Here is a 20,496-nt window from a genome sequence, read left to right as displayed (position 1 = left end):
GAGAAATCATGAACGAAGACAATTCGCCCCCCTCTGCGGAAGGGAAGAAAGAAAAAACGGAAGGTCCGAGTAGAAAGTCCTTCTTTGAACGCCTTGGTCAGCTATTTCAAGGTGAACCGAAAGATCGTCAGGAGCTCGTCGACGTCATTCGGGATTCTGAAATAAACGACCTGATTGACCATGACACGCGGGATATGCTCGAAGGTGTTATGGAAATGGCAGAAACGCGGGTAAGAGACATTATGATCCCGCGCTCGCAAATGGTTACCATCGAACGAACTCATGTTCTAGACGATTTGGTTGCTCTGATTACTGATGCTCAGCACTCTCGCTACCCCGTCATCAGCGAAGACAAAGACCATGTGGAAGGCATTCTTTTAGCGAAGGACTTATTAAAATACTTAGGTTCGGACAGTGCTCCATTCGATATTGAGCAGGTGATACGCCCTGCTGTCGTCGTTCCAGAAAGCAAACGCGTTGATCGTCTATTAAAAGAGTTCCGAGAGGAACGTTATCACATGGCGATTGTCGTAGATGAGTTCGGGGGCGTTTCAGGCCTGGTCACCATTGAAGATATCTTGGAAGAAATCGTTGGCGAAATCGAAGATGAATTCGATGACGAAGAAGAAACCGATATCAAGAAATTGAGTAAACACACCTACGCCGTTAAAGCTTTGACGACCATTGAAGACTTTAATGAAATGTTCAGTACTACCTTCAGTGATGAAGGGGTGGATACGGTCGGCGGCATGGTGATGACCAGCTTTGGGCACCTTCCTGCGCGTGGTGAAGTGGTCGAAATTGAGCATTATTTGTTTAAGGTTACCGCTGCAGATAACCGTCGCGTCATTCAACTTCAGGTTACTGTCCCTGATGAGGAGCCTCTTCCTGCAGAAGAGGATTTGAGTAGCTAACCTGATTTAAGTTAACTAAGTAGCCAAATGCTACGACAATAATAAGACGAAGATGATCACGATACCAAATCATCGCCTCGTGCGGCCGCTTGCGGCCGCTTTTATTGGGGCACTGACCACGCTTGCTTTTGCGCCTTACCAAATCTGGGGCTTGGCTATTCTCAGCCCACTCTTACTTCTCTTACTTTTAGAAAAACAATCCACCAAACAAGCATTAGCTATCGGGTTTAGTTGGGGGATTGGACAATTTTCCGTTGGCATTAGCTGGGTCCACATCAGTATTGATACGTTTGGTGGGTTACCTAAATTCGCCAGTTTGACGCTGATGTTTTTGTTGATCAGTTACCTTTCAATCTACCCTGCTTTGTTTGCTGCTACACTCAATCGTTGGTTTCCAAACGCGAATCTCGCCCGATTTTTACTTGCGGCACCATCATTATGGCTCATAAATGAGTGGTTAAGAGGTTGGGTTCTGACTGGTTTTCCATGGCTGTGGCTTGGGTACAGCCAAATAGGCTCTCCGCTCAGTGTTTTTGCCCCTATAGGCGGCGTGGACAGCATCAGCTACATTATCTGGCTGATCGCAGGTGCAATCGCTCTCGCTTTCACACAAAAGCAATGGCACTTTTTCGCCCTTCCTGTCGGGATCTTTGCACTTGCAGGCGCTCTTAGCTCAGTTCAATGGGTGGAAGAGGATAAAGAAAATACGACTAAGTTCGCATTGATTCAGGGAAATATTTCTCAAGAACTCAAATGGCTTCCCAGCCAACGCTGGCCGACGATCATGAAATACATGGATCTGACTCGCAAAAACTGGGATGCCGACGTAATCATTTGGCCTGAAGCCGCCATACCCGCATTTGAAAATGAATTGCCGTCTTTCCTTAGCAATCTTGACAGCGCGGGTCGCCTAAATCAAAGCAGCATCATTACTGGAATCGTAACATCGACAAGCAAAGACAATTTTTATAACAGCGTGATCGCAATTGGGCAAAATCAGCAAGAACAATACGACCCGGCTACTCAACCGAAGTACCACAAATATCACTTACTTCCTTTTGGTGAATTTGTGCCTTTTAGCGACATTCTTCGTCCAATTGCACCGCTTTTTAACCTGCCAATGTCCTCCTTTAGCCGAGGAAATTTCGTGCAAGAAAACATCGAAGCAAATGGTCGTTATTTCGCTCCCGCACTCTGCTATGAGATCATATTCAACGAGCAAGTCCGTCAGAGCATCACCGAAAAAACCAATTATATACTCACACTTTCAAACGACGCTTGGTTTGGTGACTCTATAGGCCCTCACCAACATATGGAAATTGCTCAGATGCGAGCACTCGAATTAGGCCGCCCCGTTATCAGAGCGACCAACAACGGTGTCACAGCAATTACCGATTACAAAGGAAAGATCATTCATCAAGTGCCGCAATTTAAAACGGAAGTGTTAGCCGCAGAAGTAAGTACAGCAACCGGTATGACACCGTATCGAATATTGGGTATTTGGCCGTTGTATTTAATTGTGTTGATTAGTGTATTAGCAGCTCTTGGAATAAACAGACGCTAACGTTAACAATTTCAATATAAATAATTGCAAACATAAATATTTTATATAGCCTGTTAATTCTTAACAATGAATGACAATGGAATGGGATAGATATGAAAAGGGCTTTGGTTTCACTAGCAACTGTGATTGTTTTAACTGGTTGCCAATCAAATAAACTTACTGAAGTTAATGGTAATGGCGCTGTTTTATTCCCAGTGACTATCGACTATAAAAGTGTATTCAGCTACCCATGTCGCACAATCTCATTCGAGTTAGATAACGTAGAATACTCTTTTAATATTGATGTAGAAAAGCAAGAAGACTTATTAGGTGGGTACGAAAGGCATTTCGGCTACGGTTTAATTTCAGATATCCCGCCTGGCGATTACCTTGTAAATGAAGTTCGTTGCTATGCGCACTCTGGTAAAATTTTTAATGGCGGAAAAAGTTATTTACCTTTTAGAGTTTTTCTCGATTTCGAAGTAAAGCCAAATACTATTACAGTAGATAATACGGGTATTTCAGGCGACGCCATCCAAGAATCAGATGGTTCAAGAAGCTTTGATTTTAATTGGTATGAACAGTCAAATGAGTTTCAAGACCGCGCGATAGAGCAATTAAAACAGTCTCAACAAAATATCTCTGGATGGTCAATTATCAAAGAATAAGCCTCAAGGCTTCAACGCTCGCCGTGTGAAGCCTGTGTTACCACACTTCTTACAAGGTGGAATCAATGTGGCGTGATTAAAATACGATTTATCACCGCATTTATCACAAACCAAATACCCAAGCCCTATGATTTCGCCAGTTTGATACAACCCTTTGTGTTCCAAATCAAGAAACAGCTCCCGCCATTCAACTTTAGTTCTGTCGGTAATCTCCAATAGCCCCTCCCAAACGGAATCGGCGATTAATCGATAAAAAGGGCTCTCGGGGAAGGCTTCTTTGCTCTGTTGACAATTTTGAGCAAATTCACTGAGATCCGAACGGACATAAGCGGAGACAAGAGAAAACTCATCCTTAGCCATATCGCTAGCAGCAGCAGCGATCTGAGACGATGTTTTCAAGACACGTTCTAGCTCTTCAGGGCTATGTTTTAACGCGTCGACAACCTCCTCTAGGAACGCTTCATAACGGGCTTTACGCTCAGGCATAAACGACCTCCGTGCATTGACTATTGTTGACTGTCTTTCCTTTATGTATTCTATGCTGATCTATCACCGTCTGATCTAACCGATCTCACAAATTCCAAGATAACCGGATATCATTGATGCAAGAGCAATATAACCCGCAAGATATTGAGCAGAAAGTTCAAAAGCACTGGGACGACAACAAAACATTTGTTGTGAGCGAGGACCCGAATAAAGAAAAATTTTACTGTCTCTCCATGTTCCCATACCCAAGTGGTCGCCTCCACATGGGTCACGTGCGTAACTACACCATCGGTGATGTGGTTTCACGTTTTCAGCGCCTCCAAGGTAAAAATGTCATGCAACCTATTGGTTGGGATGCGTTTGGTCTACCCGCTGAAAATGCAGCGGTTAAGAACAACACGGCTCCGGCTCCGTGGACATACGAAAACATCGAATACATGAAAAACCAGCTTAAGCTATTGGGCTTTGGCTACGATTGGAATCGCGAATTCGCGACTTGTACTCCTGAATACTACCGTTGGGAACAAGAGTTCTTCACCAAGCTTTACGAAAAAGGGCTGGTTTACAAAAAGACGTCTTCCGTTAACTGGTGTCCTAATGACCAAACCGTTCTTGCAAACGAGCAAGTAGAAGATGGTTGTTGCTGGCGCTGCGACACCCCCGTAGAACAAAAAGAAATTCCTCAGTGGTTCATTAAGATTACTGAATACGCACAAGAACTTCTGGACGACCTAGACCATCTTGATGGTTGGCCTGAAATGGTGAAAACCATGCAGCGCAACTGGATTGGTCGCTCTGAAGGCGTTGAACTGCGCTTCTCACTCAAAGATGAAGAAGATTTGGAAGTATACACAACACGTCCAGACACGCTAATGGGAGTGACATACTTAGGCATTGCCGCTGGTCACCCTCTTGCAGCAAAAGCAGCAGAAAACAACCCTGAACTCGCGGCATTCATCGATGAGTGTAAAAACAACAAAGTTGCCGAAGCTGAAATGGCAACGATGGAAAAGAAAGGCATGGCGACGGGTCTCACCGCTATCCATCCACTAAACGGTCGTGAAGTGCCCATTTACGTCGCAAACTTTGTTTTAATGGACTACGGTACAGGTGCTGTAATGGCCGTACCTGCACACGACCAACGCGATTATGAATTCGCAACTAAGTACGATTTGGACATTGTACCAGTCATTCAACCAGCTGATGGCAGCGAACTAAACATCTCTGAAGCGGCATACACAGAGAAAGGGGTATTGTTCGATTCAGGTGAATTCGATGGTCTAGAATTCCAAGCAGCATTTGATGCCATCGCCGCGAAGCTAGTAGCTGAAGGCAAAGGCAACAAAACCGTTAACTTCCGTCTACGTGACTGGGGTGTTTCTCGCCAACGTTATTGGGGCGCCCCTATCCCAATGGTCACCACTGAAGATGGTGAAGTTCATCCCGTCCCCGCAGACCAATTGCCTGTGATTCTTCCAGAAGACGTGGTCATGGACGGTGTGACTAGCCCAATCAAAGCAGATAAAGAGTGGGCGAAAACCACCTTTAACGGTGAACCCGCCCAACGCGAGACCGATACGTTCGATACGTTCATGGAATCCTCTTGGTACTACGCCCGTTACTGTTCTCCACAAGCTGATGACATCCTCGATCCAGAGAAAGCAAACTACTGGCTACCGGTGGATCAATACGTGGGTGGGATTGAACATGCGTGTATGCACTTGCTTTATTCTCGTTTCTTCCACAAGTTGCTTCGTGATGCTGGGTATGTCACATCGGATGAACCGTTCAAACAGCTTCTTTGCCAAGGTATGGTGCTCGCGGATGCGTTCTACCATACGAATGAAAAAGGTACGAAAGAATGGATTGCACCGACGGATGTGAAAGTAGAACGTGACGGCAAAGGTCGAATCGACTCCGCGATCGATAGCCAAGGTCGTAACGTCGTGCACTCCGGCATGATCAAGATGTCTAAGTCGAAAAACAACGGTATCGACCCACAAGAAATGGTGGATAAGTACGGTGCCGATACTGTTCGCTTATTCATGATGTTCGCATCTCCAGCTGACATGACTCTCGAATGGCAAGAATCTGGCGTTGAAGGCGCCAACCGTTTCTTAAAACGCGTTTGGAAACTGGTTAATGAGCACACAACGAAAGGTTCGGCAGAAAGTATTGATGTAAATTCATTCAATGCAGACCAAAAAAACCTGCGTCGTGAGGTCCACAAAACGATTTCAAAAGTGACGGATGACGTATCTCGTCGCCAAACGTTTAACACGGCAATTGCTGCCATCATGGAGCTGATGAACAAGCTTGCGAAAGCCCCCCAAGAGTCCGCCCAAGATCGTGCCATTTTGGATGAAGCATTGAAAGCTGTGGTTACTATGCTCTACCCTATCACTCCACACATCAGCTATGAAATGTGGGAAGCACTAGGCGAATCTAATATCGACAGCGCAACTTGGCCAACATTCGATGAAAAAGCATTGGTTGAAGACGAGAAACTTATCGTGATTCAAGTGAATGGCAAACTGCGTGCAAAAATGACGGTGGCTGCTGACGCGTCGAAAGAGCAAGTGGAAACGCTGGGTTTGAACGATGAGAACGTTACTAAGTTCACAGAAGGCAAAACGATCCGTAAAGTCATTTACGTACCGGGTAAACTTCTGAACATTGTGGCAAACTGATTGTCATAAAAACCAGCCCGTAAAATACATCAACAGGGTGAATCATCACCCTGTTTGTATTTATCGGCGTATTTTGATGAGTACATTGTGCACGTTAGTCCCTATTACGTAGACAGTGTTGTCATCAAAGTTAACCCGAATACTAGGAAACGATTTGTGAAGCGTGTTTCTTTTTCTCGCACCTTGCGTGCCTCTATTGTTCTTGTTCTGGCGACGGTATTGTCTGCTTGTGGTTTTCAATTCCGAGATACTTATTTTCTTCCTGAAGAACTTTCTGAAATTTCATTCACCAGCTTTGATTCTTATAGTCCATTAACACGCTATGTCCGCGCAGAATTGGATTTGAATGGTGTAGATACCGTTGCCCCAAGAGAAGACATCCCAAATTTGCATTTAACCCGAGAATCCAACAGTGAGCGCACTCTCTCTTTGTATCAAAACAGCCGTGCAGCGGAATATGAACTGACGTATACCGCATCGTACCGAGTGACGGTTCCGGATATGGGGAGTCAATCATTCACCACAACAGTCAACCGCAGTTTCTTAGATAACCCGCTAACTGCCCTCGCAAAATCAACTGAAAAAGAAATGATCATTGATGAAATGCGTAAGCAAGCAGCGAGACAAATTCTTCGTCAAATGGCAAGACTAAAAGTACAGTTTGATAGAAATCAAATCGATATCAATAGCGAAAACCAAGAAGAAAATGTGACGCTAGATCTTGGTGTCACCCAGACTACAACGACAGAAAAAGTCACGGTAGAAACCCCGTAATGCGTATTTTTGCCGACAAACTTGCGGATCATTTACCTCGCTCCCAATACGGTATTTTTTTGATCTTTGGCAATGAGCCCTTATTATTGCAAGAAAGCCGAGAGGCAATACAACAACATGCGCAAAGCCAAGGGTTTGAAGAGCGACACCGTTTTGCGGTCGACGCCCAGCTTGATTGGAACGTAGTTTATGATTGTTGTCAGGCATTGAGCCTGTTCTCTGCTCGTCAGATCATTGAACTAGAGATCCCTGAAACTGGCGTAAATGCAGCAATAGGAAAAGAACTCATTCACTTAGCGGATAGCCTTCACCCTGACGTCATGTTGGTATTAATTGGGCATAAGCTGACCAAACAGCAAGAAAATGCTAAATGGTTTAAAACCCTTTCTTCCAATGGTTGTGTCGTGACCTGCCTTACCCCAGACACTCAACGATTACCTCAATTTGTGCAACAACGCTGTCGTAAGCTAAACCTTGTTCCTGATAACCAAGCAATACAAATGCTGGCACAATGGCATGAGGGTAACCTGCTGGCGCTTTCTCAGAGTTTGGAGAAATTGGCTTTGCTCTATCCCGATGGTCAGTTAACGTTGGTTAGGGTCGAAGAAGCGTTAAGCCGACATAACCATTTTACGCCATTTCAATGGAGTGATTCATTGCTGGCTGGGCAAAGTAAACGAGCGCAACGCATATTAAGGCAACTTGAAGCGGAAGGAACGGAAGCCATTATTTTACTTCGTACACTTCAGAAAGAATTGCTAGTGATATTGGAAGTGCATAAAGAATCGGTCTCTCAACCGCTGGGCCAGGTCTTCGATGCCCGCAGAATTTGGCAAACTAAGCGTCCTATGTATTCCGCGGCATTGCAGAGACTCACACCATCTGATATCCGACAGTTGCTCACCTTAGCGGCGCAAGCAGAAATGGATGCAAAAACACGCTATGACCGCCCAGTTTGGTTACAACTGGCTCAAATATCACTTCAATTTTGTGAACCAAAGGCTACATTCAATATAGCGCTTTAACAGCCTAATACCTAAATACCACGGCGAGAATCAGTGCTCCGCGTATAAGAACTATTTCGTACGGATGCGAGCATCTTGGAATAACTTGGGTATAATAACGATTAATTTTTTTTAAGGTAAAAGACATTGCAAGTACAAGATCTACGTGATTTTTTGGCAGATAAAGCCGACGACATGAAAGCAGAAGACATCGTGACCATTGATGTTCAAGGTAAGTCCAGCGTGACAGACTTTATGGTTATCTGCACAGGAAACTCAAAGCGTCACGTAGCTTCCATAGCCGATCACGTTGCTAGTGAAGCGAAAAAAGCAGGGCTAGAGCCCTTAGGTGTCGACGGCGAGCAAGAAGGTGAGTGGGTGGTCGTCGACATGGGTTCAACGATGGTTCACGTTATGCAAGAAGACCAACGAGAGCTGTACCAGCTTGAAAAACTCTGGAGCTAATCGTTGAAAATTCAACTTATTGCGGTTGGTACGAAAATGCCAAAGTGGGTGGAAGAAGGATTTAAAGAGTACAAGCGCCGATTCCCCCACGATATGCCTCTGGAATTGATCGAAATCTCCGCAGGTAAGCGAGGGAAAAATGCTGACATTGCAAGAATTCTGCAAAAAGAAGGCGAAGCCATGTTAGCGGCAGTGCCAAAAGGCAATCGAATTGTTACTCTGGACATTCCAGGTAAACGATGGGACACAGAGCAACTGGCAGAGCAATTAGAAGCTTGGAAACTCGACGCACGAGATGTGTCCATTCTCATCGGAGGCCCTGAAGGTTTAGCGCCCGCTTGTAAAGCAGCTGCCGACCAAAGCTGGTCTTTGTCGCCTCTTACGCTACCTCATCCCTTGGTTCGTGTTGTCATGGCAGAAAGCCTATACCGAGCTTGGAGCATTACCGCTAACCACCCATATCATCGAGAATAACGCTAGATGAGACATCTGCGCACCCAAATCCGAGATTACACCGCCGAGTCCGCCCTATTCTCGCGTCGCGCCTTAGTCGCCTTTATGGGCATTGTGACCCTAATGGGTGCGCTTCTCGTCAATCTGTATAATATTCAAGTTAATCAGTTTCAAGACTACAAAACCCGCTCTAATGACAATCGCATAAAAGTGGTGCCTATCGCTCCGAATCGTGGATTAATTTATGATCGTAATGGCATTTTACTTGCCGAAAATCGCCCTATTTTCAGCCTAGAGCTCATCCCCGAAAAAATCACAGACATTGACGAAACCATTGCACAGTTGCGTACGTTTCTGGATATCCCTGAAGAGCGTGTGGCTCGATTCCACAAAGAACGTAAACGTACTCGACGCTTTAAATCCGTTCCACTTTTAAACCAGCTAACAGAAGAACAAGTGGCTCTCTTCTCCGTTAACCAGCACCGTTTTCCTGGTGTTGAAGTGAACGCGACGCTAAAGCGTTATTACCCTTTTGGGAAAGTGCTGACTCACGTACTCGGTTATGTTTCTCGAATTAACGATCGCGACTTGCAACGTTTAGAACGCGAAGACAAAGCGGCTAATTATCAAGCCACCCGGGATATCGGCAAGCTTGGCATTGAACGTTTTTATGAAGATATACTGCATGGTACCGCTGGCTACCAAGAAGTCGAAGTCAACAGCCGTGGTCGTATTATTCGAACGTTAAAATACGTACCACCAGTGCCAGGGCAAGACATTGTCCTCAACATAGACATAAAACTGCAGCAGTATTTGTATGACCTACTAGATGGTCGCCGTGGTTCCGCTATATTGCTAGACCCAAGCGATAATGGGGTTTTAGCTATGCTTTCTAGCCCAAGCTATGACCCAAATGCTTTCGTGCATGGCATTTCAGGAAAAGATTACCGCGCCTTATTAACAGACAAAGACAGACCGTTGGTCAACCGAGCAACACTTGGAATTTATCCGCCCGCATCCACAGTCAAACCGTTTATCGCCGTCGCAGCACTTCAAGAAAAAGTCATTACGACAAAAACCACACGTAACGATCCGGGGTACTGGCGCATCCCTAACTCCAAAACTCGCCCATTTCGGGATTGGTTGCGTTGGGGACACGGTCGCGTAGATGTCTTGAAATCCATCGAAGAATCGGTTGATACCTTCTATTATCAAATTGCATACGACATGGGTATTGATCGTATCTCCACTTGGATGATGCTATTTGGATTCGGTGACTTCACAGGGATCGACATTTATGAAGAAAGCAAAGCCAACATGCCAACCCGAGAATGGAAAATGGCGCGTCATCGCCAGCCTTGGTATCAAGGTGACACCATTCCAGTCGGTATCGGACAAGGCTATTGGACGGCAACCCCCATGCAAATAGCAAAAGCGACATCCGTGTTAGTGAACAGAGGTAAAGTCATTGCCCCCCATCTGCTTAGAGCGACCATTGACAAAACTCAAGAGCCTCATGTCACCACCGCGGCTCCTGTTGAAACATCCCCCCCAATTGAATCGGTACCTAAGCGGTATTGGGATGTCGCACTAGAAGGGATGCGATTGGCTAACCATGGCGAAAAAGGGACCGCTCGACGCGCCTTCGAGAACACCAAATACGTTACAGGGGGCAAATCGGGAACGGCTCAGGTGTTTGGGCTCAAAGAAGATGAAGAATACAATGCTGATGAGCTGGCAGAACACCTGAGAGATCACGCTTTGTACACTGGCTTTGCCCCATTCGATAATCCAGAAGTGATTGTGACTGTTGTATTAGAAAACGCAGGAGGGGGCTCTTCAAACGGCGCCCCAGTCGCACGAGAAATCTTCGACCATGTTTTGATTAACAGCAAAGAGGGGAATAAATAATGCGATTTGACCCTTCTACCGGAAGAAATCGTTCCTTTTTCGATAAACTGCATATCGACTTGCCTATGTTGCTTGGTCTATTGCTGCTTATGTGTTTTGGCTTAGTTGTGATGTACAGCGCCAGCGGACAAAGCTTAGCCATGATGGACAGGCAAGCCATGAGAATGGGACTATCTCTTGTTGTAATGTTGCTGCTTGCACAAATCCCCCCACGCACCTATGAAACCGTCGCACCATTACTGTTTGTTATTGGGGTCTTTCTATTGTTAGGCGTTCTGTTTTTCGGAGAGGCATCCAAAGGAGCCCAGCGGTGGCTAAATCTTGGTTTTGTGAGATTTCAGCCTTCTGAGTTATTGAAACTCGCCGTACCACTCATGGTGGCTAGGTACATAGGTAAACGCTCGCTTCCTCCTACATTTAAAACACTGATAGCCTCCCTGTTGATGGTGTTCATTCCAACAATACTCATTGCCAAGCAACCCGATTTGGGGACATCCATTCTCATCGCTGCATCAGGGATTTTTGTGATTTTCCTTGCTGGCATAAGCTGGAAAATCATAACAGGGGCAGCCGTCGCACTCGGTGCCTTCATCCCTGTCCTCTGGTTTTTCTTGATGAGGGAATATCAAAAGGTTCGCGTAAGAACCTTGTTCGATCCTGAATCCGACCCACTGGGCGCGGGCTATCACATCATTCAAAGTAAAATTGCAATTGGCTCTGGTGGATTGTCTGGCAAAGGCTGGCTGCAAGGTACTCAATCACAACTTGAATTCTTACCGGAGCGACATACTGACTTCATCTTTGCCGTGATTGCTGAAGAATGGGGTATGATTGGTGTGGTCGCGCTCCTCTGCATCTATCTATTTATTATTGGTCGTGGTCTATTTTTAGCGAGTAAAGTACAAACTGCTTTTGGTCGAATGATGGCTGGCAGTATTGTTCTTAGCTTTTTCGTTTACGTTTTCGTCAACATAGGTATGGTCAGTGGCATTCTCCCTGTTGTCGGTGTCCCACTCCCACTGATCAGCTATGGTGGTACATCCATGGTGACGCTAATGGCTGGATTTGGTATTTTGATGTCGATTCATACTCACCGTAAAATGCTCTCTAAGGCGAACTAATGGCTTTTAGAATATATACCCTCACCATCGTATTCCTGCTTGCTTTGACTGGCTGTACAAGCCCTGATAAAGGCAGGTATGCCATAGCTGATGATGTCGCCCCCAAAACTCCTCTATCGCTTGAACATATCGAGGATGCTCAACCAATCTTTGAACCCATCAGTTTAGGGGGAAATAAAGATTACAGTTTATTGGGTGGTTCATACAAAATCGTTAAAGATCCAAAAGGGTTTTCTCAGGAAGGTAAAGCATCTTGGTATGGGAAAAAGTTTCATGGTCACCTAACCTCTAACGGTGAAGTATACGACATGTACTCTATGTCCGCGGCACATAAAACATTACCTCTCCCGAGTTACGTCAAGGTATTGAACAAAGACAACGGAAAAACGGCCGTGGTTCGCATCAACGACCGTGGCCCTTTTCACGAAGGGCGCATTATTGATTTAAGCTACGCAGCGGCATATAAGCTAGGCATAGTCCAAACAGGCACAGCAAATGTGAAAATTGAGTACATTTCTGTCAGCCGAGAAAACACATCACTCGCTTCCCAGAAAACGTTGCCAAGGTTTGTGATTCAAGTCGCCGCTTCAAAAGATGAAGACAAAGCACGAACTTTAGCGAAATCATTGGGTCAAAGCTTATCAGTACGCAGTTACATAGAGGGGACTAAAAAGATACATCGTATTTTTTTAGGCCCATTTAATGACCAAGAATTAACACAAAAAGCGTTAGCTCAAGTACAGTCGCAAGGCTACCCTACAGCGTTCATTAAACAAGTGAAACAGAATCCTTAAAGACAAGCGGGTTATTTTGTGCAACAGTAAGTTTCTGACTTATCAGAATGATTCTGCTAAGATACGAACGTTCAGCATTAAACATTCAGACTAACAACTAATACCAATGAAAAAATCTGTGAAATCTATTAAATCTTTGTTTGTCACTTCTGCAATCGTGTCAGCAACTTTCGCTTCTCCAGCATTCTCGGCGCCTCTTGTTGTCCCTGATGCACCCGAAATCGCCGCTAAAGGTTTCGTGCTCATGGACTATCATTCCGGTAAAGTTCTGGCAGAAAAAGAAGCCAACACACGTTTGTCTCCTGCAAGTCTTACCAAGATGATGACCAGCTATGTCATTGGTCAAGAGCTTGAGCGTGGCAATATCTCTCTTGCCGATAAAGTCGTCATCAGTAAGAATGCATGGGCAAAAAACTTCCCAGACTCTTCAAAGATGTTCATCGAAGTCGGGACAACCGTAACCGTAGAAGATCTGAACCGCGGCATCATCATTCAATCAGGTAACGACGCTTGCGTTGCCATGGCAGAACATGTTGCAGGATCAGAAGACGCGTTTGTCGATTTGATGAATGCTTGGGCCAAGTCGATTGGGATGAGCAACACCAATTTTGCCAATGTGCATGGCTTGGATAACCCTGATCTTTTCTCTACACCTTACGATATGGCGCTACTTGGTCAGGCTCTCATTCGTGACGTGCCAGACGAATACCGTATCTACTCAGAAAAGCAATTTACTTACAACGGCATCACTCAATACAACCGCAACGGTTTGCTTTGGGATAAAAGCATGAATGTGGATGGTATTAAAACAGGGCATACCGAAAAATCTGGCTACAGCTTGGTAAGCTCTGCTACAGAAGGAAAAATGCGTCTTGTTGCGGTGGTCATGGGGACACAAAGTGCAAACGCACGCAAAGCGGAAAGTAAAAAGCTGCTCAATTACGGGTTTCGCTTTTTTGAAACCGTCTCGCCACACAAAGCAGGGGAAACTTTCGTAAGTGAAAAGATCTGGATGGGCGATAAAGACACAGTAGCATTGGGAGTTGCGGAAGATACATACGTAACCCTACCGCGCGGTCAAGCGAAAAGTATGACAGCCAACTTCGTGTTGGAAAAAGAGCTACAAGCACCGATTCGCAAGGGCGATGTGGTGGGACGTTTGTTCTACCAAGTTGAAGATAATGATATTGCTGAGTACCCACTGCTCGCATTAGAAGATGTAGAAGAAGGCAGCCTATTTAGCCGCTTAATTGATTACATTGTTCTTCTGTTTAAGAGCTGGTTTAGCTAATTAATTCAACCAAACTAAACGTTAAAAAGCCGCATTAGCGGCTTTTTTGCTTGATACTGTTCCGGAATATTATACTGTGAGGGAACATTGATGTGACTTGAGATCCGTTACATTTGGCAGTACTATTTCGCACCGCAATATCGAAGACTAAATCGGAGTTCTCACAATGTTGAATATCAACTCAGACGCTAAACTAAAAGATCTGCTTGAGTTCCCTTGTCAGTTTACTTACAAGGTCATGGGCTACGCAAAACCAGAACTGCCAGAGCTTGTGTTAGAAGTCATTCAACGTCACGCTCCAGGCGACTACAGCCCTACCGTTAAGCCAAGTGGAAAAGGGACATACAACTCTGTCTCTATTACGATTACTGCCACTTCTATCGAGCAAGTAGAAACTCTCTACAAAGAGCTAGGCGATATCGACATCGTACGTATGGTGTTATAAGGACTAGCAATCTCAATCGAATTGAAACAGCGACTTCTTAGTCGCTGTTTTTCTAAGAATAGTTACTCTACCATAATACCCGCTCGCTGATTTCCAGCCTAGAATTCTAGCTAAGGTGTAAAAACCATGTCGCTTATGTGTAGTTAGATTGGTTAAAGAAGTTTATAATCCGTTTACTTTTATCGCTCTTACTTCAAAGGATCTTTTAGTTTGCTTGATGTCAAAGACCAGTTAGTCGTTAAAAAGCTAGGTCGACAAGATTACCTACCCGTTTGGCAAGCCATGCACGACTTCACCGATACCCGTGACGAAGAAACGAGTGACCAAGTTTGGCTTGTAGAACACAACCCCGTTTTCACTCAAGGTCAGGCAGGCAAAACAGAGCATCTCATCGATACAGGCGATATCCCCGTGGTACAGAGCGATCGGGGTGGTCAAGTAACCTATCACGGCCCAGGTCAGGTTGTGGCTTATTTCCTTTTAAACCTGCGACGGCGCTCATTGGGCGTGAGAGATCTAGTCACCCACATTGAAAATCTAGTGATTAATACACTGAAGCAATACGATATTGAATCCGAAGCAAAACCAGATGCACCAGGCGTTTATGTGGGTAACAAAAAGATTTGTTCGCTAGGACTTCGCATTCGAAAAGGTTGCTCTTTTCACGGACTCGCCTTAAATGTAAATATGGATCTCTCTCCATTTCTGCGTATTAACCCATGTGGTTATCAAGGCATGGAAATGGTGCAAGTCAGCGATTTTAACAATGATATTGAAGTGAGCAGCGTTGAAACAACGCTTATTGAAGAGCTTGTTGCACTGCTGGGCTACAAGCAAGTAGAAATAATTACAGAAAGCAAATTATCATGAGCAAACCTATCCAGATGGAAAAAGGCGTTAAATACCGCGACGCTGACAAAATGGCACTGATTCCGGTTAAGAATATGCCAGTTGAACAGAAAGAAGTGTTACGCAAACCCGATTGGATGAAAATCAAGTTGCCTTCTGATAGCCAACGTATCCAAGAAATAAAGTCGGCAATGCGTAAGAATAATCTTCACTCTGTGTGTGAAGAGGCCTCTTGCCCTAACTTAGCGGAATGCTTTAATCACGGTACGGCTACATTCATGATTCTGGGGGCTATCTGCACCCGACGCTGCCCTTTCTGTGATGTTGCTCATGGTCGTCCTATTGCTCCAGACAACAATGAACCAAAACACCTCGCTCAAACCATTAAAGACATGAAGTTGAAATATGTTGTTATTACTTCCGTTGACCGAGATGATTTACGCGATGGTGGGGCGAAACATTTTGCCGACTGTAACCGCGAAATTCGAGCCTTGAACCCAAATATTCGTATTGAGACATTAGTACCCGATTTTCGTGGTCGTATGGATACGGCGTTGGAATTGCTAAAAGACAACCCACCTGATGTGTTCAACCACAACCTTGAAACCGCTCCTCGCCTTTATCGTAAGGTTCGTCCAGGCGCAAACTACAAGTGGTCGCTTGACTTGCTTCGCAAATTTAAAGAGCAACACCCAGACGTTCCAACCAAGTCCGGTGTGATGATGGGCTTAGGTGAGACAAAAGAAGAGATCGTGGAAGTCCTGAAAGACTTACGTGCGCATGGTGTGACAATGCTAACGCTTGGTCAGTATTTGGCACCTAGTCGTCACCACTTAGCGGTTGAACGCTATGTTCCACCGTCAGAGTTTGATGAACTAAAGGAGATCGCACTTGAACTGGGCTTCACACACGCGGCATGTGGTCCATTTGTACGCTCTTCCTACCATGCCGATCTTCAAGCGAAAGGGGTAGAAGTTAAGTAAACACGGTTCTTAACTTTCTGTTACAACTCTCCTTTTATCATGCGCTCCGATTGTTAGAAAAATCGGGGCGTTTTTTATACAGAAATTTTACTCATCTCTGACTTTGCGCTAAGATATTCGGATATTTCTACTTAAAAATCTGTTGTATAGCCGCTGAACGCTAAATAATTCAGCTCGCTATTCAGCAAAAAACTCACATCAACCAGTTGGAAACTACAGATGAAATTATTTGCAGTAACCGGTTTAATGGCTTTGACGCTGGTAGGTTGCAGCTCTGCACCTACCCAACAAGATAACTACATGGACGCTTCGTTCGAACTTTGTAATACCGAAGTAAACGTTTACTCTGTAAGCGATGATGGTCGCGTTCGCATTGTGTGCGCAGATGGCTCCAAGTTTGCACTTCGCTCTGAAGCAACACTAGAAACCATGCGTAATATCAATGCTGATTACTGTAGCGGTGAAGGTCTATCAAAATTTAATGAAAGTCAGCGTTACTACCAATTCCGTTGTAAATCTGGTGAAACCATCAGTGTAAACAAGTAATCACTCACGTATTTCAGACATAAAAAAACGACAGTCAAGGCTGTCGTTTTTTATGTCTGAATATTATCTTGCTAACTCGTTAGATCATCAAAGAACTTCTTAACACCGTTAAAGAAACCTTCAGATTTAGGGCTGTGCTTGTTCGCCGCCGCACCACCACAAGTTTCCTCAAATTCACGCAGCAATTCTTTTTGACGAGAACTCAGTTTCACTGGCGTTTCAACAACCAATTTCACAATTAAGTCGCCAACACCACCGCCACGGACACCTTTCACGCCTTTACCACGCATACGGAACATACGACCTGTTTGCGTTTCCTCCGGCACTTTTAAGTTCACGCGACCATCTAAAGTAGGAACTTCAACCTCACCACCTAACGTAGCCATAGCAAAGCTTACTGGTACTTCACAGTACAAGTTGTTACCGTCACGCTCAAAAATATTATGTTCACGAACATGCACTTGTACATACAAATCGCCCGACGGTGCGCCCATTTCTCCGGCTTCACCTTCGCCAGATAGACGAATACGATCACCGGTATCTACGCCAGCTGGTATCTTAACATTCAGTGTTTTTGTTTTCTGCTTACGACCCTGACCATGGCAAGAATTACATGGGTCTTTGATGATCTTTCCTTTGCCGTGACAAGTAGGACAGGTTTGCTGAACAGCAAAAAAACCCTGGCGCATTTGAACCTGCCCATGACCATGACATGTGCCACATGTTTGTGCACCGGAACCTTTCTTGGCACCGCTACCATCACAAACATCACACCCGACGAGAGTAGGAACGTCTATCGCTTTCTCGACGCCGCGAACGGCCTCTTCTAACGACAGTTCCATGTTATAGCGGAGATCCGCACCACGCTGTGCACGTGATTGACCACCGCCACGACGACCGCCACCAAAAATATCCCCAAAAACATCACCAAAGATATCGCCAAAGTCAGCACCGCCTCCACCGAAGCCGCCGCCGCCCATTCCACCTTGTTCAAAAGCTGCATGACCGTATTGGTCATACGCGGCTTTCTTCTGTGGATCTAAAAGAATTTCGTACGCTTCTTTTACTTCTTTAAACTTTTCCGCAGCTGATTCGTCACCCTGATTTCGATCTGGGTGAAATTTCATAGCAAGGCGCTTATACGCCTTTTTTACATCGCGTTCTGATGCATCACGGCCAACGCCTAATACTTCGTAAAAATCACGTTTTGACATGTTCTTCGTCACCAATTATTTACTGCAAACGGATGTTTCCGCTTGGTGGTTTGTATCAATCTAGATAAGGAGACTGATCCTAAGGTTATGAGAAAAGCATATGTATGGATAGCGCCACAAGCCAGTGGGCTGTACACCTTACTATCACAAACTCTTTATCTGGATTGATTCCTTATTTACAAACTTGCGGGCGTAAGAGAGAACTCGAACGCCCGCAGCATAGAAGATTTAGACGCCAAATCACACGAAATGTCTAAATTTCAAGTGACAACCAGCTTAGAGATTATTTCTTCTCGTCTTTTACTTCTTCGAACTCAGCATCAACAACGTCGTCGTCTTGCTTAGATTGCTCACCCGCGTCCGCACCTTGTGCTTGTTCAGCTTGCGCTTTCTGCTGTGCAATTTCCATTAGCTTTTGAGATGCAGCCATTAGAGCCTGAACCTTCGCGTCAATCGCGTCTTTATCTTCGCCTTTCTTCGCTTCTTCAAGCTCAGTGATTGCCGCTTCGATCTTTTCTTTATCTTCAGCTGGAAGAGCGTCACCCGCTTCTTCAACTTGCTTCTGAGTACCGTGGATCATTTGGTCAGCTTGGTTACGAGCAGAGACCAATTGTTCGAACTTCTTGTCCGCTTCCTTGTTTGCTTCTGCTTCTTGCACCATTTTCTCTATTTCATCGTCGCTTAGACCACCAGACGCTTGGATAGTAATCTTCTGCTCTTTACCTGTCGATTTGTCTTTCGCAGACACGTGCAAAATACCATCGGCATCAAGGTCGAAAGTGACTTCGATTTGAGGCATACCGCGAGGTGCAGGCTGAATACCTTCTAGGTTGAATTGACCTAGAGATTTGTTATGCATAGCTTGCTTACGCTCACCCTGAAGAACGTGGATAGTTACCGCGTTTTGGTTATCTTCAGCTGTAGAGAATACTTGGTTTGCTTTCGTAGGTACGGTTGTATTCTTCTCAACGAGAGCTGTCATGACACCACCCATCGTCTCGATACCGAGAGAAAGAGGGGTGACATCTAGAAGTAGTACGTCTTTCACTTCACCCGATAGAACACCACCTTGAACTGCTGCACCCATTGCTACAGCTTCATCAGGGTTCACGTCTTTACGAGCTTCTTTACCGAAGAACTCCGCCACTTTCGCCTGAACCATAGGCATACGGGTTTGACCACCAACAAGAATGACGTCTGTAATCTCGCTTACCGATAGGTCTGAATCCGCTAGAGCGACTTTAAGTGGCTCAAGAGAACGTAGAACGAGATCTTCAACTAACGCTTCCAATTTCGCACGAGTCACTTTAACGTTCATGTGCTTAGGACCCGTTGCATCAGCGGTGACGTAAGGTAGGTTTACATCCGTTTGTTGCGCAGAAGACAGTTCGATTTTCGCTTTTTCTGCCGCTTCTTTCACGCGCTGCATGGCTAAAGGATCAACTTTAAGGTCGATGCCTTGCTCTTTCTTAAACTCGTCTACTAAGTAGTTGATTAGACGGTTATCGAAATCTTCACCACCAAGGTGTGTGTCACCGTTAGTTGCAAGTACTTCGAACGTTTGCTCGCCATCAACGTTGTCGATTTCGATGATAGAGATATCAAACGTACCACCACCAAGGTCGTATACCGCGATAGTGCGATCGCCTTCTTGCTTGTCTAGACCGTATGCTAGAGCAGCGGCTGTTGGTTCGTTGATAATACGCTTCACATCAAGACCTGCGATGCGACCCGCATCTTTCGTTGCTTGACGTTGAGCATCGTTGAAGTAGGCAGGAACAGTCACAACAGCGCCTGTGACTTTTTCACCTAGGAAGTCTTCTGCGGTTTTCTTCATTTTCTTAAGAACTTCAGCAGAAACCTGAGGAGCAGCCATTTTCTGGCCTTTCGCTTCTACCCATGCATCGCCGTTGTCAGCCTTAACGATTTTGTAAGGCATGATTTCGATGTCACGTTGAACTTCATCATCTTCAAAACGACGACCAATCAAACGCTTAATTGCAAATAGCGTGTTTTCCGGGTTTGTAACTGCTTGACGTTTCGCAGGTTGACCTACTAGCGTTTCACCGTCGGTATAAGCAATAACAGATGCGGTTGTGCGCTCACCCTCGGCGTTCTCAATTACGCGTGGTGCATCGCCGTCCAACACAGCAACACAAGAGTTAGTAGTACCTAAGTCAATACCAATGATTTTACCCATCAGGCTATCTCCAATTAAATCAATTGTCTTTTTTCTATACCCCATAAATTGGGGATGAGGATTGGGGATTCAACCCCTACTCACAAAATATGTGTGCAAACTACTTTGCTTCGTTTATGCCCAATAGATAAGGGCATGGAATACC

The 20,496-nt window shown here is 45.2% G+C and carries 19 protein-coding genes; 16 read left to right on the top strand and 3 right to left on the bottom strand.

Annotation, left to right across the window (positions count from 1 at the left end):
* Positions 1–8: 8 nt before the first annotated feature.
* The 3 genes from corC (at position 9) to HC752_RS02665 (ending at position 3,125) form a co-directional block, all read left to right on the top strand.
* A complete protein-coding gene (corC, locus tag HC752_RS02675; protein WP_190333547.1) occupies positions 9–914 on the top strand; it encodes a CNNM family magnesium/cobalt transport protein CorC in 906 nt (301 codons plus the stop codon).
* A 52-nt stretch (positions 915–966) separates the two neighbouring features.
* The gene (gene lnt / locus HC752_RS02670) at positions 967–2,478 is read left to right on the top strand and encodes an apolipoprotein N-acyltransferase (protein ID WP_190333546.1); all 1,512 of its coding nucleotides are present in this window, start codon (positions 967–969) and stop codon (positions 2,476–2,478) included.
* Between the two features lie 92 nt (positions 2,479–2,570).
* The gene (locus tag HC752_RS02665) at positions 2,571–3,125 is read left to right on the top strand and encodes a hypothetical protein (RefSeq protein ID WP_190333545.1); all 555 of its coding nucleotides are present in this window, start codon (positions 2,571–2,573) and stop codon (positions 3,123–3,125) included.
* A gap of 3 nt (positions 3,126–3,128) precedes the next feature.
* Here HC752_RS02665 and HC752_RS02660 read toward each other — a convergent pair whose 3' ends face one another.
* Positions 3,129–3,611, bottom strand: coding sequence for a zinc ribbon-containing protein (locus HC752_RS02660; RefSeq protein ID WP_190333544.1), 483 nt, complete (start codon positions 3,609–3,611; stop codon positions 3,129–3,131).
* Positions 3,612–3,727: 116 nt separating this feature from the next.
* Between HC752_RS02660 and leuS the strand changes: the two genes are divergently transcribed.
* From leuS to HC752_RS02595, 13 genes are all read left to right on the top strand, one after another.
* Positions 3,728–6,301: a leucine--tRNA ligase gene (gene leuS, locus HC752_RS02655; protein ID WP_190333543.1), complete on the top strand. Its 2,574-nt coding sequence runs from the start codon at positions 3,728–3,730 to the stop codon at positions 6,299–6,301.
* A 156-nt stretch (positions 6,302–6,457) separates the two neighbouring features.
* Complete coding sequence (locus HC752_RS02650) at positions 6,458–7,075, top strand: LPS assembly lipoprotein LptE (protein WP_190333542.1); 618 nt, start codon at positions 6,458–6,460, stop codon at positions 7,073–7,075.
* Entirely contained in the window at positions 7,075–8,100 is a 1,026-nt protein-coding gene (gene holA, locus HC752_RS02645; protein WP_190333541.1) for a DNA polymerase III subunit delta, read from the top strand. Before HC752_RS02650 ends, holA begins: the two co-directional genes overlap by 1 nt.
* A gap of 126 nt (positions 8,101–8,226) precedes the next feature.
* Positions 8,227–8,544 (top strand): ribosome silencing factor, encoded by a 318-nt coding sequence (rsfS, locus tag HC752_RS02640; protein WP_101110761.1) that lies wholly within the window; start codon positions 8,227–8,229, stop codon positions 8,542–8,544.
* A 3-nt stretch (positions 8,545–8,547) separates the two neighbouring features.
* Entirely contained in the window at positions 8,548–9,018 is a 471-nt protein-coding gene (gene rlmH, locus HC752_RS02635; protein WP_190333540.1) for a 23S rRNA (pseudouridine(1915)-N(3))-methyltransferase RlmH, read from the top strand.
* A 6-nt stretch (positions 9,019–9,024) separates the two neighbouring features.
* Complete coding sequence (gene mrdA, locus HC752_RS02630; RefSeq protein ID WP_190333539.1) at positions 9,025–10,908, top strand: penicillin-binding protein 2; 1,884 nt, start codon at positions 9,025–9,027, stop codon at positions 10,906–10,908.
* A complete protein-coding gene (gene rodA / locus HC752_RS02625; RefSeq protein WP_190333538.1) occupies positions 10,908–12,029 on the top strand; it encodes a rod shape-determining protein RodA in 1,122 nt (373 codons plus the stop codon). Before mrdA ends, rodA begins: the two co-directional genes overlap by 1 nt.
* Positions 12,029–12,823 carry a septal ring lytic transglycosylase RlpA family protein gene (locus tag HC752_RS02620; RefSeq protein ID WP_190333537.1) on the top strand — a complete coding sequence of 265 codons (795 nt, stop codon included), beginning with the start codon at positions 12,029–12,031 and terminating at the stop codon, positions 12,821–12,823. The genes rodA and HC752_RS02620 overlap by 1 nt, the downstream gene beginning before the upstream one ends.
* 106 nt (positions 12,824–12,929) lie before the next feature.
* Complete coding sequence (locus tag HC752_RS02615; protein ID WP_190333536.1) at positions 12,930–14,114, top strand: serine hydrolase; 1,185 nt, start codon at positions 12,930–12,932, stop codon at positions 14,112–14,114.
* 166 nt (positions 14,115–14,280) lie between these two features.
* Positions 14,281–14,559 carry a DUF493 family protein YbeD gene (ybeD, locus tag HC752_RS02610; protein WP_190333535.1) on the top strand — a complete coding sequence of 93 codons (279 nt, stop codon included), beginning with the start codon at positions 14,281–14,283 and terminating at the stop codon, positions 14,557–14,559.
* A 210-nt stretch (positions 14,560–14,769) separates the two neighbouring features.
* Complete coding sequence (gene lipB, locus HC752_RS02605) at positions 14,770–15,429, top strand: lipoyl(octanoyl) transferase LipB (RefSeq protein ID WP_190333534.1); 660 nt, start codon at positions 14,770–14,772, stop codon at positions 15,427–15,429.
* A complete protein-coding gene (gene lipA / locus HC752_RS02600) occupies positions 15,426–16,391 on the top strand; it encodes a lipoyl synthase (RefSeq protein ID WP_190333533.1) in 966 nt (321 codons plus the stop codon). The genes lipB and lipA overlap by 4 nt, the downstream gene beginning before the upstream one ends.
* Positions 16,392–16,610: 219 nt before the next feature.
* Entirely contained in the window at positions 16,611–16,937 is a 327-nt protein-coding gene (locus HC752_RS02595) for a hypothetical protein (RefSeq protein WP_190333532.1), read from the top strand.
* A 71-nt stretch (positions 16,938–17,008) separates the two neighbouring features.
* Here the strand turns inward: HC752_RS02595 and dnaJ are convergent, their stop codons facing one another.
* Together dnaJ and dnaK are read right to left on the bottom strand one after the other, a co-directional pair.
* Positions 17,009–18,151: a molecular chaperone DnaJ gene (gene dnaJ, locus HC752_RS02590; RefSeq protein WP_190333531.1), complete on the bottom strand. Its 1,143-nt coding sequence runs from the start codon at positions 18,149–18,151 to the stop codon at positions 17,009–17,011.
* 283 nt (positions 18,152–18,434) lie between these two features.
* Positions 18,435–20,351, bottom strand: a complete 1,917-nt coding sequence (gene dnaK / locus HC752_RS02585) for a molecular chaperone DnaK (protein ID WP_190333530.1) — start codon at positions 20,349–20,351, stop codon at positions 18,435–18,437.
* Positions 20,352–20,496 lie beyond the last annotated feature (145 nt).

This window comes from Vibrio sp. S9_S30 (assembly GCF_014694455.1).
In the GTDB taxonomy this organism is placed as follows: Bacteria; Pseudomonadota; Gammaproteobacteria; order Enterobacterales; family Vibrionaceae; genus Vibrio.
Note: the sequence above shows the minus strand (reverse complement) of the source record. Positions and strands in the feature narration are given on the sequence as shown.

Excerpts from the sequence above, each read along its gene's own strand:
- corC (WP_190333547.1), top strand. The coding sequence starts at position 9 with ATGAACGAAGACAATTCGCCCCCCTCTGCGGAAGGGAAGAAAGAAAAA.
- lnt (WP_190333546.1), top strand. The coding sequence starts at position 967 with ATGATCACGATACCAAATCATCGCCTCGTGCGGCCGCTTGCGGCCGCT.
- HC752_RS02665 (WP_190333545.1), top strand. The coding sequence starts at position 2,571 with ATGAAAAGGGCTTTGGTTTCACTAGCAACTGTGATTGTTTTAACTGGT.
- HC752_RS02660 (WP_190333544.1), bottom strand. The coding sequence starts at position 3,611 with ATGCCTGAGCGTAAAGCCCGTTATGAAGCGTTCCTAGAGGAGGTTGTC.
- leuS (WP_190333543.1), top strand. The coding sequence starts at position 3,728 with ATGCAAGAGCAATATAACCCGCAAGATATTGAGCAGAAAGTTCAAAAG.
- holA (WP_190333541.1), top strand. The coding sequence starts at position 7,075 with ATGCGTATTTTTGCCGACAAACTTGCGGATCATTTACCTCGCTCCCAA.
- mrdA (WP_190333539.1), top strand. The coding sequence starts at position 9,025 with ATGAGACATCTGCGCACCCAAATCCGAGATTACACCGCCGAGTCCGCC.
- rodA (WP_190333538.1), top strand. The coding sequence starts at position 10,908 with ATGCGATTTGACCCTTCTACCGGAAGAAATCGTTCCTTTTTCGATAAA.
- HC752_RS02620 (WP_190333537.1), top strand. The coding sequence starts at position 12,029 with ATGGCTTTTAGAATATATACCCTCACCATCGTATTCCTGCTTGCTTTG.
- HC752_RS02615 (WP_190333536.1), top strand. The coding sequence starts at position 12,930 with ATGAAAAAATCTGTGAAATCTATTAAATCTTTGTTTGTCACTTCTGCA.
- ybeD (WP_190333535.1), top strand. The coding sequence starts at position 14,281 with ATGTTGAATATCAACTCAGACGCTAAACTAAAAGATCTGCTTGAGTTC.
- lipA (WP_190333533.1), top strand. The coding sequence starts at position 15,426 with ATGAGCAAACCTATCCAGATGGAAAAAGGCGTTAAATACCGCGACGCT.
- HC752_RS02595 (WP_190333532.1), top strand. The coding sequence starts at position 16,611 with ATGAAATTATTTGCAGTAACCGGTTTAATGGCTTTGACGCTGGTAGGT.
- dnaJ (WP_190333531.1), bottom strand. The coding sequence starts at position 18,151 with ATGTCAAAACGTGATTTTTACGAAGTATTAGGCGTTGGCCGTGATGCA.
- dnaK (WP_190333530.1), bottom strand. The coding sequence starts at position 20,351 with ATGGGTAAAATCATTGGTATTGACTTAGGTACTACTAACTCTTGTGTT.